This is a genomic window from Streptomyces sp. IBSNAI002, from assembly GCF_052244475.1.
Taxonomy (GTDB): Bacteria; Actinomycetota; Actinomycetes; order Streptomycetales; family Streptomycetaceae; genus Streptomyces.
Genome location: NZ_JBQPXG010000006.1, coordinates 183882 through 199718, shown reverse-complemented (window position 1 = coordinate 199718; position 15837 = coordinate 183882). Strand labels below are relative to the sequence as shown.

Annotated in this window: 13 protein-coding genes; 11 read left to right on the top strand and 2 right to left on the bottom strand. The window is 72.7% G+C overall.

The features are described from left to right. Window positions 1-40: 40 nt before the first annotated feature. Both ACTVZO_RS44155 and ACTVZO_RS44150 read right to left on the bottom strand, forming a co-directional pair. The gene (locus tag ACTVZO_RS44155; RefSeq protein ID WP_443304248.1) at window positions 41-757 is read right to left on the bottom strand and encodes a lytic polysaccharide monooxygenase; all 717 of its coding nucleotides are present in this window, start codon (window positions 755-757) and stop codon (window positions 41-43) included. A 32-nt stretch (window positions 758-789) separates the two neighbouring features. After that, entirely contained in the window at window positions 790-2154 is a 1365-nt protein-coding gene (locus ACTVZO_RS44150; RefSeq protein ID WP_443304247.1) for a fibronectin type III domain-containing protein, read from the bottom strand. Between the two features lie 444 nt (window positions 2155-2598). Here ACTVZO_RS44150 and ACTVZO_RS44145 point away from each other — a divergent pair, with 444 nt between their 5' ends. The 11 genes from ACTVZO_RS44145 to ACTVZO_RS44095 all read left to right on the top strand — a co-directional run bounded on the left by ACTVZO_RS44145 (window position 2599) and on the right by ACTVZO_RS44095 (window position 15813). Further along, complete coding sequence (locus ACTVZO_RS44145) at window positions 2599-3414, top strand: C40 family peptidase (protein ID WP_443304246.1); 816 nt, start codon at window positions 2599-2601, stop codon at window positions 3412-3414. Window positions 3415-3423: 9 nt separating this feature from the next. Next, window positions 3424-4107 (top strand): peptidoglycan recognition protein family protein, encoded by a 684-nt coding sequence (locus tag ACTVZO_RS44140; protein WP_443304245.1) that lies wholly within the window; start codon window positions 3424-3426, stop codon window positions 4105-4107. A 313-nt stretch (window positions 4108-4420) separates the two neighbouring features. Continuing rightward, window positions 4421-5680 carry a hypothetical protein gene (locus ACTVZO_RS44135; protein WP_443304244.1) on the top strand — a complete coding sequence of 420 codons (1260 nt, stop codon included), beginning with the start codon at window positions 4421-4423 and terminating at the stop codon, window positions 5678-5680. A 118-nt stretch (window positions 5681-5798) separates the two neighbouring features. Beyond that, on the top strand, window positions 5799-7760 hold the full coding sequence (locus tag ACTVZO_RS44130; protein WP_443304243.1) for a stealth conserved region 3 domain-containing protein: 1962 nt from the start codon (window positions 5799-5801) through the stop codon (window positions 7758-7760). Continuing rightward, a complete protein-coding gene (locus ACTVZO_RS44125; protein WP_443304242.1) occupies window positions 7648-9288 on the top strand; it encodes a stealth family protein in 1641 nt (546 codons plus the stop codon). Before ACTVZO_RS44130 ends, ACTVZO_RS44125 begins: the two co-directional genes overlap by 113 nt. After that, the gene (locus ACTVZO_RS44120) at window positions 9285-11483 is read left to right on the top strand and encodes a glycosyltransferase (protein ID WP_443304241.1); all 2199 of its coding nucleotides are present in this window, start codon (window positions 9285-9287) and stop codon (window positions 11481-11483) included. Before ACTVZO_RS44125 ends, ACTVZO_RS44120 begins: the two co-directional genes overlap by 4 nt. Next, window positions 11480-13534 (top strand): hypothetical protein, encoded by a 2055-nt coding sequence (locus tag ACTVZO_RS44115; protein ID WP_443304240.1) that lies wholly within the window; start codon window positions 11480-11482, stop codon window positions 13532-13534. Before ACTVZO_RS44120 ends, ACTVZO_RS44115 begins: the two co-directional genes overlap by 4 nt. Before the next feature lie 47 nt (window positions 13535-13581). Continuing rightward, window positions 13582-13743 carry a hypothetical protein gene (locus ACTVZO_RS44110; RefSeq protein ID WP_443304239.1) on the top strand — a complete coding sequence of 54 codons (162 nt, stop codon included), beginning with the start codon at window positions 13582-13584 and terminating at the stop codon, window positions 13741-13743. 61 nt (window positions 13744-13804) lie between these two features. After that, on the top strand, window positions 13805-14596 hold the full coding sequence (locus tag ACTVZO_RS44105; RefSeq protein WP_443304238.1) for a metal-dependent hydrolase: 792 nt from the start codon (window positions 13805-13807) through the stop codon (window positions 14594-14596). Window positions 14597-14676: 80 nt separating this feature from the next. Continuing rightward, window positions 14677-15504: a M15 family metallopeptidase gene (locus ACTVZO_RS44100; RefSeq protein WP_443304237.1), complete on the top strand. Its 828-nt coding sequence runs from the start codon at window positions 14677-14679 to the stop codon at window positions 15502-15504. Window positions 15505-15642: 138 nt separating this feature from the next. Then, a complete protein-coding gene (locus ACTVZO_RS44095; RefSeq protein ID WP_443304236.1) occupies window positions 15643-15813 on the top strand; it encodes a hypothetical protein in 171 nt (56 codons plus the stop codon). Window positions 15814-15837: the final 24 nt, after the last annotated feature.

Sequence of the window (15837 nt, the reverse complement as noted above, 5' to 3'; positions counted from 1 at the left end):
CCCGCGGTACGCGAGGCGGGCCGACGAGGCGTTCAGAGGCTCATGTGAAGTTCACGTCCGAGCAGGAGTAGAAGGCTTCCGAGCTCTGCGCGGAGCCGTCCGGCTTCATCAGGCCGTGCCAGATCGTGTACACCATGTGCTTGCCCTTCTTCTCGGGCAGTTGCGCCTTGAAGGCGAACGCCGAGCTGCCCAGGGGGGCGTTCGGCCTCGCGACCGCGGACAGGTTGTCGGCGCTCACGAACGGCGTGTCCTCCAGGTCCGACCACTTCAGCGGCTTCGACGGGTCGTAACCGTCCTTGGTCACGTACATCTCCAGCCGGTACGGATTGTGCAGCGCGCTGATGGCGTATTCGAAGGAGTGCTCCGCGCCGCTGGTCAGCGATGTCGAGGGGTAGCCGGGGTCGGGCCGGTCCAAGCCGCTGAACTTCGCGTTGCCGGCGCTGCACAGCTGCCCGTCGCGGATGAGGCTGCGGTGCTGCGGTGAGGAGGAGCGCTTCTCGGAGTCGTGCTTGATCGCGGCTCCCTGGACGATCGACTGCCAGTCGCCGGGAAATTCCGGGCTCGCGGCGAGCGCCGCCTTGCACGCGGCGTTGGTCTTCCCGTGACTGGAGGGGTGGCAGGCGACCGAGCGGGCGGCCGGGTTCCCGGTGGCACCGTGGGCCACCGCCGGGGCGGCGGTGAGGACGGTCAGTGCGGTGAGGGACAGGGGGAGGCCGCCGAAGGCGGTGAGGGCGAGGGCGGTGCGGCGGTTGCGCATGATGACTGAAGCTCCTGGTGGGGGTGGACGGCTCAGCGGCCGGCGGTGGTGACGGTCTTCTCGGCGGAGAACGCACCCCAGGTGCCGTCCCCGAGCCGGGCCCTGATCTTGACCGCGTAGGTCTTGCCCGGGTTGGCCCCGACGAGGACCTCGCGCGTCGCCGTACCCGACGGGACGGGCAGGACCGCGGCGCCGTCGCCCCACATGAAGGTCTGCGCGAGCTTGCCGTTGAGGTACACCTGGTAGGTGGTGATCTGGCCGTTCCCCTTGGGGACCGTCCAGCCCAGGTTCAGGTAGTGCTGGGTGAGGCTGCCGTCGGCCTTCGTGCCCGTGCCCGCGGTGAAGTCGGCCGGTGCGCCGGCCGTGCCGCCGCCGCCCCCGCCGCCTCCGCCGTTGCCCCCGCCGCTGCCGGTCGTCACCGAAACCTCCTCGGTCGGGTCGGATTCCTTGCCCGACGCGTCGACCGCCGTCACCTTGAACCGGTAGGCGGTGCTCGGCTCCAGGCCGCCGACCGTGGCGGACGTGGCGTGCGCGGCGGGCTCCGCCACGCGGTTCCCGTCGCGGTAGATCCGGTAGCCGGTGACGGCCACGTCGTCGGTGGCCGCCTGCCAGCGCAGCGACACCTGGTTGGCGCCGACGGCCTCGCCGTTCAGCTGCGCGGGCATGACCGGCTTCTCGGCGTCGTCGCCGGGCGACGCGCGCGTCGTCAGCGTGATGTCCTTGCTGAACGGCGAGCGCTTCCCGTCGGCGTACACGGCCCGGACGCGGTACGTGTAGGCGGTGGCCGGGAGCAGCCCATCGATGTTGGTCATCGTCATCATCCCGTTGTCCATGGTCTTGACGAGCTGCTCGCCTTCGAAGACCTCGTACTTCGCGACCTGGGAGCCCGGCTTCTGCGGTGCCCGCCACATGAGGTGCACGGTGGTGTGGTCGATGACGAACGAGCCGTCGTCCGTGGGCCGCGGCGAGTCCGAGGGGGCGGAGTCCCCGCCCGTCACCGTGCAGCCGGAGATCTGCAGGATCCCCCCGTGGGCCTCGTCGATGCCGATCGCGACGTCCCGCGCGCCGTTGGCCGGGACCGTGCCCCGGCCCTCCTTCGGGGTGACGGTGAAGCGCCCGCCCTCCTTGCGCAGGTCGAAGGTGCCGGGATCGACGACGGTGGTGCGTCCCACCGGCACCTCGAACTCCAGCTTCCACGTCTTCGCGTCCGTGCTGCCGCTGTTCCTGACGGTCAGGTTGGCCTCCGTCCGGTGCATGAGCGCATCGCCGGAGACGGTGCTGCAGCCCTCGACGCTCAGGTCGGCGGACGAGCCCGCGTTGGCGGCGACGGGAATGGCCACTGCGCCGGCGCCGGCGACGACGGCGGCACACACGAGAGCGATTCGCTTACGGGACATCAGGAACCTCTAGACGGAAGCATCGGGCTGAGACGGCGATCCCGAAACCTTCGGATCGCGTCGATCGATGTCACCGACCCTAGGCATCCGTTCGGTCCGAAATCGGCCCGAAGACGCGGTTTCCGGAATTCTTAGGGCTTCGTTAAGGGTGCGCTATCCGATCTTTGAGGAAGGTGCCGCCGGCCCCGCCGATGTGACATGCCTCACGGGGCTTCAGAAGTCCACCAAAGGGGTTTTTGCGCAGGCTCCACTCGGGTGCTAGACGTGCGCTGAGGGTTCCGAGGCGGGCAGGGAGTGCGAAACCATCCGGCCGTCCGCCGCTTTCCTCCGGATACCCGGAGTTGATTCGGAGGCCGCGACGCGCCCGGCCGGCCGGAAGACCCCGAATCCGGCCCGGAGGGAGGCTGCTTGATGGGCGGTCCCGCGCCTTGATAGCCGTGTCCCATGGCCCACACCACTGCCTCTCAGGCACTCGCTCCCGCGCCCGCCGCCGAGCCCGTACGCGCAGCCCGCCACCGCAGACCGCGCCGGGCGATCTCCCGTCTCGTGGTACGGGCCGGGGTCACCGGCGGTGTCCTGGGCACCACCCTCGCCATGGCGCGCCTGGCCGACGCCTCGCCCGTACCGGCTTCCGCCGGTCTCGACCTGCCGTTCCTCGAACCGGACGGGGCCGCGGAGATCGCGGGGGCCATCGATTCCACGGCGGACGCCCTCCACGCCGAGGCGCACGCCGCGGAACTCACCGGCCTCCGGGAGGCGTCCGAGGCGGAGGCCGGCGCCCAGGCGCAGGCGAAAGCACGGGCCAAGGCCAAGGCCCAGGCCGAGGAGCAAGCCCACCGGAGCCGGGCGGAGGCCGAGGCCGCCGACCGGGCCGACCGGACCACCGACCGCGGTCCCGTGGCCACCGGCTCCGCGGCCGCCATCGTCGCCTTCGCTCGCGCCCAGGTCGGCAAGGCGTACGTGATGGGCGGCACGGGCCCGGCCTCCTTCGACTGCTCCGGCCTGGTCCAGGCCGCCTACCGGCACGCCGGTGTCGCGGTGCCCCGGGTCTCGCAGCTCCAGTCGACGGCCGGCCGGCAGGTGCCGCTGTCGGACCTGAAGCCCGGCGACATCCTCTACTGGGGCAAGCAGGGCACGGCCCACCACGTGGCGCTCTACATCGGCAACGGCCGCTTCATCGGCGCGCAGAACCCCCGCGCCGGAGTCGCCGAGCGCTCCCTGGCCCACAGCAGGCCCAGCGGCGCCGTACGGATCGTCTAGCGGCCCGCCGTGACGACGAGTCCGAAAGAGCGGAAGGTCCTGACGCGCCGCCACCTCCTCGCGGTCGCCGCCACGGCCGCGATGGTCGTGGTGGCGGAGTCCCTCCCCGACGGGACGGCGCCGACCGCCAAGGCCGAGCCGCCGGCCCCCAAGCCGGGGCCCTCAACCCCTTCCGGCACCGGCACGGGCTGGATGCCGGGTGCCGAACGCAAGCCACTGAACCGCAACTTCACCCCGGGCGCACGCGACGCCCAGCGCGGGCTCATCCTGCACGTACAAGAGGGCGAGGGGTCGCTGTACGACCGGTTCTCGGACCCCAAGCAGCGCAGCTCGGCGCACTTCTGGGTATCGCAGGCCGGGGAGATCGAGCAGTACGTCTCGGTCGACGACCGCGCCTGGACCCAAGGCTCCGGCAACCCCTCCTGGGCCTCGGTGGAAACCTCCGGCTTCGCCACCAGGCCGCTCACCGACGCGCAGGTGGACGCCGTCGCGCGGATCTACGCGTGGGGGATGGCCGAGCACGACTGGCCGCAGGCCCTCGCCGACAGCCCCGACGCCCGCGGTCTGGGCACCCACCACATGGGCGGGGCCGACTGGGGCGGCCACGAGTGCCCGGGTTCGCTCCGCTCCGCCCAGCGCGAGGACATCCTGCGCCGGGCCGGGGAACCGCCTGCCGCGCCCCCGGCGGCGTGAGGACATCCGTGCGGCCCTTTCCCTGTAGCCCATGCGGAGACGAATTCCGCCGCTTGTGGAGACATTCGGCGGCGGATGGGTGGACGGGTGGAAATACTCTCGGATACTCAAAGCAGAGCGCAGGAACGGACGCATGGCGGCAGTCACGAGGCGGGTCTCGCCCTAGCGTGAGGGGCGAATAAAAGTCCCCTCCCCGGTCGGGGTTTCGGGGGAACGTCGCGATTCTGTGGCGCCGGTACAGAACATGTCCGCCGCGCCTCACGAGGAGAAGAAAATGGTTCGAACGACTCGGCGCCGTCTGATTGTGGCAGGAGTGTCCACCGCACTGGCCGCCGGTTCGCTGACGATGGCGGTCTCCCCGATCGCGATGGCCGAGGCCCCGGCAGCGGAGAACTCCATCACCCCGCTCGGCTCGGGCAACCGGTTCGCCACCTGGGACAGCGAACTGCGCTTCGACGGAATCCTGAACGTGCCGAAGGACAGGTCGATCAACAAGGCCGCGGGTATCAAGTACTCGCACTACGGCAACGGCACCCTCAACTACACGGCCTACGAGAAGGAGCCGACGGCGCTCGGCGTCGGCGAGGAGTACATGATCGTCGACACCAAGACGGTCGGCGACAGGAAGCAGATCACCTTCCATCTGCGCGGTGACCTGAACGTCGACGCCAACGCCTGCCCCGACCCCAGCAAGAAGTACCAGATCAAGATCCAGGTCCCGCTGGACAACGGTGACAAGGTGGAGATCTCCCCGGAGGTCGACGTCGTCAACGGCGACCGGTGCGGCGGGGACCCGGCCGGAACCTCCAAGCCCTTCGTCCGGCTCCCGTACGACACGCACTGGGGCGGCGCGGCTCCCGGCTACAGCCAGGGCGGCTTCGGCTACATCGCGGCCGACGGCCAGATTCCGGGCGACAAGTTCATCATCGACCTGGTCAACCGGCGCATCGGCAGCCAGGCTGCCTGCAACGCGAGCGACCACGTCTACTACCAGATAGTCGACGCCCAGGGCAGGCCCTCGAAGAAGACCCCCGAGCCGGTGCGCCAGGCGGTCAAGGGCCACGCCGGAAGCGGTACGGGTGACAGGTTCGTCCTGCCCGCCATGGACCTGAGCGGTGAGGACCCCGGCTACTACAAGTTCCTGGTGTGGCCCCAGGCCGGCGACGGCTCCGGCGGCAACAACCAGGCCTGCTCGTACGACCGGACCGACAAGGCGCAGGCCTTCCAGGTCGGCAGCACCTTCGTCAAGTACGGGGAGATCCAGCACGGCCCCGCCGCTCCGGTCATCCAGACCCCCGTCAACGACAGCACGACCGGTCTCGTGCCGAAGTTCTCGGGCACGGCCGCGGGCGCGACCCTGGTGCGCGTCTACGAGGACGGCAAGGAGATCGGCAACCGCTCCGTCGGCACCGACGGCTACTGGGCCTGGGGTCTGAACGACTGGACCGTCCCGCCGAAGCTCCGCTACGGCAAGGGCGAGTGGGAGCCGGGCCGGCACACCGTCGAGATCGTGGCCGAGGACGCCGACGGCAACGCCTCCGAGAAGTCCACGGTGAGCTTCACCGTCGCCTGATCTGCGGCGGCGGAGCGCCGATGGCCACCGGACGGCGGAATCCGTCCGGTGGCCATCGGCGCCGCACGTGAATGAGCACACGCTCGGACATCCGACCGTGAACGGAAGAGACAGACAGATGGCGCCTGGCCGCACGGCCCCCCGCAACCCCGAAGGGGCCTGGCCGGTGGCGCTCTACCGGCTGCTGCCCGCCGCCCTGCGGAGCAGGCTGGCCGACACGGTGCGTCCGGCCCTTCGCGAGCGGGCCAAGCGCCGCTGCGCACGCATGGCCGACTTTCGTGTGCCGGCCCACCGCGCCGCCGTCCGGCTGGCCTGGGGCGCCCGCGCCCACGGCCGGGGGCGGCGGGTGCTGGCGGTGGGCGGGCGGGCCCGGGCCTGCCGGGTGATGCGGTACGGGGCCTCTCCGTCGGCGGCCCGCGCCGCGAACCTGCGCACGGTGTGCGAGGCCCTGGAGGCCGCCTCCGTCTGGTACTTCTGCGTCCGGGGCACCTCCCACCGCTCGACCACCGTCGCCGTGCGCGCCGAGGACCGGCACAAGGCGGCCGAGGCGCTGCGCTCGGCGTGCCGCGACCACCTCGGCTACGTCGCCGCCGTGCGCCGCACCGGCGGTACCGGCCGGCTGCGGCCCGGTGGAAGCGCACGTACCTGGCGGGCGCTGGAGCGCAGCGACGTGGTGCGGCTGGCCCACTTCTGGTGCGACTCGGGCGGGAACCTGGTGTTCGGGCCCGGATACGGCTGCGACGTGGAGTTCTGGACGGTGGTGCCGCAGGCCGGACACGACGAGCCCAGGCCGGCCGACGAACCGGACCCGCACCCGCACGGCGCGATGCTGCGGGCCCCCCGCCCGAACCGGGTGTCCGACGAGGTCGCGGAGACGGAACCGCTGGTGTGCGTGTCCGCCGACCGGCTGATACCCGGTGGCGGGGACCGGCCGCTGATGACCACCATCCCGAAGTTCGCCGTACGCCTCCCGGAGGACGTTCCCTTCCCCGTCGACGTCGTCTACACCTGGGTCGACGGCAGCGACCCCGACTGGCGCGCCCGCCGCGAGCTGGCCCGGCGCCGGGCCGGCCCGCTGCACCCCGAGGCGGACTCGCCCGCCCGCTTCGAGAGCCGCGACGAACTGCGCTACTCGCTGCGCTCACTGGAACAGCACGCGCCGTGGGTGCGCCACGTCCACCTCGTCACCGCCGGTCAGACGCCGTCCTGGCTCAACACCGCACACCCGCGGCTGAGCGTCGTCGACCACCGCGAGATCTTCGACGACCCGAGCGTGCTGCCCACCTTCAACTCGCATGCGATCGAGAGCCGGCTCCACCACGTCCCCGGACTGTCGCAGCACTTCCTCTACTTCAACGACGACGTCTTCCTCGGGCGGCTCCTCTCCCCGAACGCGTTCTTCCAGAGCAACGGCACGGCCTACTTCCACCCCTCCACGGCCGTGCTGCCGCTCGGCCCCAGCAGTACGCCCCGCTCGCCGGTCGCCCTGGCCGGGGAGAACGGCAGGAGGCTGATCCACGGGGCCTTCGGCACCGTGCCCACGCGCAAGATGAAGCACGTACCGCACGCCCTGCGCCGCGATGTCCTCCAGGAGCTGGAGCAGCGCCACCCGCGGGAGTTCGCCGCCACCGCCGCCGCACGCTTCCGCGGCCCCGACGACCTGTCCGTGGTGTCGTCCCTGTGCCACTACTACGGCTACCACACCGGCCGCAGCACCCCCGGACGGCTGCGCTACGCCTACATCGACAGCGCGAGCCCCGGGGCCACACGGCGCGCCAACCAGCTGCTGGCGCGCCGCGACCGGGACGTCTTCTGCCTCAACGACACCCACCCGGGAGCGTCCGCGGAGCTGAACCGGCAGGAGCAGGGCGAACTCGTCGGGGGTCTGCTCGCCCGCTACTTCCCCGTGCCCAGCGCCTACGAGGCGTCGGCACCGCAGACCCGCGCGACCACACGAGAGGCATCCGATGCACGGCGAACCCCACGAGCAGCAGGCGCCCGCGGTGACGCAGATGGCCGTGGACATGCGGCTGCGGTGGGTGCGGACGCACCCCGGGCTCACGCCGCTGGGCGCCCGTGAGCTGAACTGCCTGGCCGTCACGCGGCTGCTGGAGAGCTCGGGGATCGACCACTTCGCCGTGAGCGGCCAGGACGACCGTGCTTCCGCCATCGGAGTGCCCGTCAGGGACAAGGCGGCGGTGCTCGCGCTCCTCCAGCGTGAACTGGCGGCGAGCCGAGGCTATCTGGCCCGGCCCGGCGCCGGGCTCTCGGCGGGCGCGAGGACGGTCGTCGAACCGGGTGACCAGGGCGGGTGGCGGGCCGTCTGCCGGGGGGACGTGGTGCGCGTCGTGTGGTTCCGTACGGTGCCCGGCCAGACCTTGGTCCACGGGGCGGAGTCCGGCTGCGACGTGGAGTTCTGGAAGGAGGGGGACCAGGAGGAGGGTGCCGCGCCGAGCGGCGCGGGCACCGACGCGCAGCCCGGGGCCGAGGTGCTGCTGGCGCCCCGCCCCAACCGCGCGGCCGACCGGGTGGACACCGCTCTCGAGCCGGTGGTGCTCGCCGGAGAGCGTTTCACCCGGCTCGCGGGCGAGCGACGGGTACTGCGCCCGCGGCGCAGCCGGCCGGAGTTCGACGTACGTCTGCCCGACGAGATGCCCTTCCCCATCGACCTGGTCTACACGTGGGTCGACGGCCAGGATCCGCAGTGGCAGGAGCGGCGTGCGGCGGCCGACGGCAGCAGCTATCACGCCGACGGTGCGAGCGCGGCCCGCTACATCTCCCGGGACGAGCTCAAGTACAGCCTGCGGTCGGTCTACCTCTTCCTGCCCTGGGTCCGGCGGATCTTCATCGTGACCGACCGGCAGACCCCCGTGTGGTTCGACGACCAGGCCGGGCACGACGGGCGGGTGCGGATCGTCGACCACCGGGAGATCTTCGCCGACCCCGCCCACCTGCCCACGTTCAACAGCCACGCCATCGAGAGCCAGCTCCACCGGATTCCCGGGCTCGCGGAGCACTTCCTCTACTTCAACGACGACATGTTCATCGGGCGCCCGCTGCCCCCGCACGCCTTCTTCCACCCGAACGGGCTGACGAAGTTCTTCCCCTCGCCGGCCAAGGTCCCCTTCGGGGATCCGACGCCCGACGATCCGCCCACCTCCGTCGCCGCGAAGAACAACAGGCGGCTCATCGAGCGCACGTACGGCCGCACGCTGGTGTCGAAGATGAAGCACGTGCCGTACGCCTTGCGGCGCAGCCTCCTGGCCGCGCTGGAACGGGAGTTCGAGGAGGAGCACGCCCGGACCGCCGCGAGCCGGCTGCGCAGCCTCACCGACATCTCCATCGCCTCCTCCCTCTACCAGCACTACGCGTACCACGGCGCGGCCGCCCTTCCGGCCGACCTGCGCTACCGCTACGTCCAGCTCGACGACGCCGCCGTAGGGCAGGAGCTCCAGCGGCTGCTGCACCGCCGGGACCAGGACGCCTTCTGCATCAACGACTCCGCCAGCGAGCCGGCGGAGATCGCCGGACAGAGCCGGCTCCTGAACGCCTTCCTGGGTGCCTACTTCCCCGTGCCCAGCCCCTACGAGAAGCCGAGCGCCCCATGAGAACCACCTTCCTCGTCCAGGACGCCTTCGGCGTCGGCGGTACCAACCGCGCGGTGTTCAACCTGGCCAATGCCCTGGCCGCCGACCATCACGTGCGCGTCGTCTCGGTCCTGGGCTCTCGCGCCGCCACCGCGTCCCCGCCGCTCCTGGGCCGGGACGTCGAGGTCCTCGCACTCGCCGACGCGGTCGACCTCGGCGGCTCCGCGGAGCCGGACTCGGCCGGCCGGCCTTCCGCGCTCATCCCGCCGGAGGAGCCGAACTACCGCCGCTACAGCCTCGCCGACGACGAGCGGATCCGCCGCTACCTGGCCGGATGCGACGCCCAGGCGGTGGTCGGCACCCGGCCGGGTCTGAACCTGTGCGTCGCGCGGCTGGCCCCCGCCTCCGCCCTGAAGATCACCCAGGAGCACATGACCTGGGACTCGGTGCCGCCGGGCGTCCGAGAGGCGATGGCCGAGGCCTACCCCGAGGTCGACGCCGTCCTCGCCCTGACCGAGGCGGACGCGACGGGGCTGCGCGGGGGGATACCCGGGATCGAGGACCGGGTCCACGTCCTGCCCAACGCCGTGCCCGCCTCGCCCTTCCCGCCGTCGCGCGGGGACACCCGTATCGTGATGGCCGCCGGCCGGCTCGTCCCCGGCAAGCGGTACGACGTACTGGTCCGGGCCTGGCGGCGGATCGCCGAGCAGTTCCCCGACTGGCAGCTGCGCATCCACGGAACCGGGCCGCTGCGTGCCGACCTGGTCCGGTTGGTCGCCGAACTCGGCCTGCACAACCAGGTGTTCCTGATGGGGCGAACCGTTCCGCTGGAGCCGGAGTGGAGCAAGGCCTCCGTCGCGGTGTCCACCTCCGAGAGCGAGTCCTTCGGTCTGACCCTGGTCGAGGCCATGCGCGCGGGTGTGCCGGTGGTGGCCACCGACTGCCCCGTGGGACCCCGCGAGATCATCCGGCACGGCGTGGGCGGGGTGCTCACCCCGGTCAACGACGTGGGAGCGGTCGCCGACGCACTGGCCGCCCTGATGGCCTCGGCCGCGCAGCGCCGGGTCATGGGCGCCGCCGCGCTGGAGGCCGGGCGCCGCTACGACCCGAGCGCGGTGGCCCGGGACTTCGCGCAGGTGCTCCGGCAGGCCCGGGCCGCCCGCCCGGACCGGGCCGAGAGCGGCCGGCGCACCGGCGGCGCGGTGGTCCGCCGGCTCGGGCAGGCGCTGCGGGGCCGGGGCGCCGTCTCCGGTGAGAACGGCCCGGCGCGGACCGGACACCGCGAACCGGTGACGGGCGCCGCCGCTGCTTCGCCTCCGTCCCCGTCTCCGTCCCCGTCCTCGTCCCCGGGCGCGGGGTCCGCCCCGGGCAAGGCCGGAGTGGCCGACTGCCTGGTCGGCGCCGATGGCGCCGTCGTCCTCGTCACGCCCGCGCCCGCGGGCGCCACGGCCCTCGAACTGCGCGGCCGCAAAAGGCACCCCGGCGACACCGGCGAGACCCTGCGCGTCAGCCTGCGCCGGCCGCCCGCCTCCGCGCTGACCGCCGTCGTGGGGCCCGCGGACCTGGCCCGTCTGGGCAGCGGGCGGTGGGACGTGTACCTGGTGGACGGCCGGGGCCGGCGCACCCGGCTGCGTGCCGGCCACGTCGACGGCCGCGAGCTCCTCGCCGCCGCGCGGCGGCCCCACCTGGGCGAGGTCTGCCACACCATCCCCTACCGCACCGACGACGGCCACCTCGCGCTGCGGTCGTGGCGCAGGATCCGGCACGCCGAGATCACCGGGATCGGGTTCCGGCGCGACACCCTGACCCTTCAGGGGCGGCTCTTCGGCTCGTGGCCCGCACGCAGCGCCCCGCTCCTGGTCCTGCGCCGCCGCCAGACCCCGCGCACCTCGCTCGTCATCGGGGCGGTCACGCTCGCCGGGGAGGACTTCGACTGCCGGATCCCGGCCGAGGAACTCCTGCACAACCGGGTGCTCCGGCAGGAGAACTGGGACGTCTTCCTGTCCTGGGAGTCGGAGCCCGAACCGACCCGGGTCGGCCGGATCCTCGACGACGTCATCAACCGCAAGACGCCCCACCGGTTCCCGGAGCTGATCGTCGAGGAGACCGCCTCCGTCGACCTCTTCCGGTACGGCGGCGAACCCACCCGGATCGCCGCACGCCCCTACTACACCGCGGACAACGACCTGTCGGTGGTGGTGACCGAACTGTCATGACCCCTCCGACCTACCCGAACCCCTCCGGCCCCGATCCCCGTCCGGTCCACGTCCAGGTGTGCTGCCACCTCGACGACGACCTGTACTTCATGAATCCGGACCTGATGCACGCGCTGCGCTCCGGCGCCGCCGTCGTCACCGTCTACCTGGCGGCGGGGGAGGCCGACGGCCGCAACGCGCCCCGGGGCACTCCCGGCTACCACGACCTGCCCGCGGACCACGCCGCGTACGCTGCCGCACGCATCGACGGAGTGCTGGCCGCGTACGCCTACATGGCCACCGGTGACCGCTGCGCCCCCTGGGACCGCACCCTCCTGGAAACCGCCGCGGGGCTGACGGCCGAGACCGCCACCCTGCGGGCGGCGCCCCACATACGGCTGGTCTTCCTCTCGCTGGCCAAACGCGACGGCGCCGGACGCTCCATGGGTTTCGCCGAGCTGTGGGACGGTTCGGCCGCACGGAAGTCCGTACTGGTGCCCGCCGGGTCGCTGCTGCCCGCGGCACAGACCTGCACCGGTGAACAGGTCGTCCAGGCGCTGGCGGGCTTCCTCACCGCGTGGCCGCCGACCGTGCTGCGGGTCATGGACCCGTTCCCCGACAGCACCGTGGACCGGACCACCGGGGAGCGCGAGCCCCGCGACCACCCCGACCACGCACCCGCCGCGCACTACGCCCTGGCCGCCCTGGACGCCCTGCGGGGCACCCCCGAGGAGCCTCGCTGCACCGTGGTCGGCTACCGCGGCTACGGCAACCGGGACTGGGCCGCGAACCTCGCCCCGGCCGACCTCGCGGACAAGCACCGCGTCCTGTCCGTCTACGGCGCCGGTACCCCCGGCCACCCCGGCGACCGGAAGATCGGCGCCGCCACCGCCAAGAAGCCGTACGGCACCAGCTGCGCATCCCGGTATCCGGGCGGCGAACTGGCCCTGGTCCACCTGGCGTCGGGACGGCTCGCCGCGTTCGGGGTCGAAGGCTCGGAGCCGGTGCTGTGGACCGCCGGGCAGGACCCGGGCGACGGCTGGGACGCGCCCCGGCCGCTCGACGCCGACGGTCCGGTCCTTCCGTACGCCGCGGCGGTCGGCGCCGACGGGCATCCGGGCGCCGCGGCGCAACTGTTCGCGGTCCGCAGACACCTGGACCCCGACCCGCGCCGGCACCGCCTGGAGGTGCTCACCGCCCGCGAGGACCCCGGCCGGGCGGCCGGCTTCGGACCGTGGATCTCCCTGGGCAACCCCCATGACGGGCACGCCTGGTACAAGGGGCGCGGTATCGGCATGCCGGGCGTCGCCCGCGACGGACTCGGCCGTGTCCACCTCTTCGTCCGCAACCACGGCACCGGTCTGAGCAGCCGTACGGCCGCTCCGGACGGCCGGTGGGGCCCCTGGCGCGACCTCGGTGGCCGCGGACTCCAGGGTCCGCTCCACACCGTGGTCGGCGCAGACGGCCTCGTGGAGGTCGTGGGAAACGCCCGGGACGAAGTGCTGATCTGGCGTCAACTGGCGGACTCTGAAGGACTGTTGTTCCACCAGGTGCGGATCGGCCTGCCCACCGGTGGCTGCCCGGTCCCGCTGGCCCTTCCGAACGGGACCCTCGCCCTGCTCCACCGCCCGGCAGGCAGCGCGCGGATCGAGGTCGGCCACCGCGCCGCCCCCGGCGCCGTCTGGGGCGTGCTGCCCCACCCGGTCGGCGAGATCGCCGGTCAGGCCCTCGCGGCCGCCACCGGCCCCGCACCGCTGGTCGCCGCGACCGACTGGGCGGGCGGCGTGTACGTACGGCCCCTGGCCCTGCTCGGACGGCCGGAGCCGGCCCCTTGGCAGCGGCTCACCGCGGCCGGCGCGGTGGGTACTCCGCGGCTCGTCCACCACGAGGGGCAGGTGATCGTCGCCCACCGGACCGACCGCGGCGGCCCGCCACGCTCCCACGTGCTGCGGCCTTGGGCGCGGGTTCCGGTCCCGGAGGGGAGCCCCGGACGGGGGCCCCGGACGGATCCCCTCACTATGGAGACTTCTCCTCCACTTCCGGCCGGTCCCGGGCGGGGTCCGCGCGCCTAGGCTCACGCTGTTGATCATCTGAGGGTCTCGCGTCACGGGGAAGGGCCATGCGCCGCACGATCGCGCACAGAGTGGCACACGTCGCGGTGATCATCGCGCTGACCTGCGTTCCGCTGGCGTTCCACGACCGCGCCTCCATGCCGGGCTACCTGGCCCTGGGCGTGCTCGCCGCCGCGGTCGCCGGTCTCGCGCACCTCGTCGGCAAGTGACGCACACGCCGCACACCGCTCACACCGCACACACCGCCATCACCAGAGAGAAGAGAACCACGTGCTGGGTCCCGCGCACGCGTTGTCAGGAGCGGCCGCCTGGGCCGGGTTCGGAGCGCTGGCCGCCGCCGGCGGGCACGCCATGCCGTGGCCCGTCCTGGTGGGCGGTGCGATCATCTGCGCGGGGGCGGCGCTCGCGCCCGACCTGGACCATCCCGCCGCCACCATCTCGCGGTCGTTCGGTCCGCTCTCGGCCTGGCTGTCGAAGGCCATCGGCATCCTGTCCCACGCCGTGTACAGCAGCACCCGGGGGCCCGAGGACCCCGCGCGCACCGGCGGCCACCGCACGCTCACCCATACCGCGCTCTTCGCCGTCACCCTCGGCTTCCTCGTCTCGCACGCGGCCTCGTTCGGCGGCCGCTGGGCCGTGTTCGGGGTGCTCTTCGTCCACCTCGTCCTCGGCGTGGAAGGACTGCTCTGGAAGGCGGCACGGTCCTCCAGCCGCGTTCTGGTCTGGCTGCTGGGCGCGGCGGCCGCATGGCTGCTGGCCGACCTGCTGCACCGGCCGGGGCTCGGCGGCGACTGGCTCTTCACCGCTCCGGGCCAGGAACTCATGTGGCTCGGCCTGCCCGTGGCGCTCGGCGCCGTGGTGCACTGCCTGGGCGACGCGCTGACGATATCGGGCTGCCCCGTCCTGTGGCCGCTGCCCATCCGGGGCCGTCTGTGGTTCCCGCTCGGTCCGCCCGGCCCGATGCGCTTCGCGGCCGGCTCCTGGGTCGAACAGCGGGTCCTGATGCCCGTGTTCGCGGTGCTCGCGCTGGCCCTGGGCGGCGTCGCGTACGCCTTCTCCTGAGACCCCGGGTCATCGGCCGTTCGCCGAAGTCACCGAAAGGGGGATGGCGCCGCCGGCCGGTCCAAGGGATCAATGGACGGATGTCCTACCACGCACATCTCGCCGGCGCGCTGGCCCTGTCCACCGCGGCCGTCCTCGCCCTGACCGGCGCCGCGGCCCCGCCCCCCGCACCCGCCGCGGCGACGGAGTCGAAACTGCCCGCGGAATTCGTCCCTCTCGCCGCCGTCGACCCCACCATCCGCCAGGAGATCCGCTACACCACCGCGCGCAACTTCCTGGGCGAACCGGTGGACGGCTACCTCGAACCGTCCTGCATCCTCACCCGTCCGGCGGCCTCGGCCCTGCACCAGGCCCAGCGCGCGCTGCTGAAGCGGGGCTACTCGCTCAAGGTCTACGACTGCTACCGGCCGCAACGGGCCGTGGACCACTTCGTCGCCTGGGCCAAGGACCTCGACGACCAGGCCATGAAGGCGGAGTACTACCCGCGGGTCGGCAAGACCCGGCTGTTCGAGGGCGGTTACATCGCCGAGAAGTCCGGCCACAGCCGCGGCAGCACCGTCGACCTGACCCTGGTGAAGCTCCCCGCGCCGCCGACCCCGCCCTACGACCCGGACCGCCCGCTCACCCCGTGCTTCGCCCCGCAGGAGGAGCGCTCGCCGGACGACTCCGTCGACATGGGCACCGGCTTCGACTGCTTCGACACCCTCTCGCACACCCTCGACGGGCGGATCCAGGGGGAGCAGAGGGCCAACCGGCTGCTCCTGAAGAGCACCCTGGAGCAGGCCGGCTTCAAGAACCTGCCGGAGGAGTGGTGGCACTACACGCTCCTGAACGAGCCCTTCCCCGACACCTACTTCGACTTCCCCGTGCAGACCCCCGCCCAGGGCCGGCCGGCCGAGGAACCGTAAGCCTGGCGCGTCGTACGCCCGTCACCCAAGGAAGCGCGCTTGCTCTCCTGCGCGGCGCACAGTCATCCTTTGTGCCGCTGCTCCACCGGCGGCCGTGGGCAATAGTTGAGGCGCACCCCTTCCGGACGAGGAGCCTCGATGTACGACGGGAATGTGACGGCCCCCACCGCAGGTCTGGCCGGCGGCGGTCTGCTGGCCGCCACGGGCACCGGTTCGATGATGGTGTTCGCCGCGCTGGCGCTCGTCGTGGTCGCGGCCGGCACGGCCCTCGTCCTGAGGTCGCGCCTCATCAAGGCCCGCACCCGCTGACGTGTCGCCGTAGCGCGCCGGTTC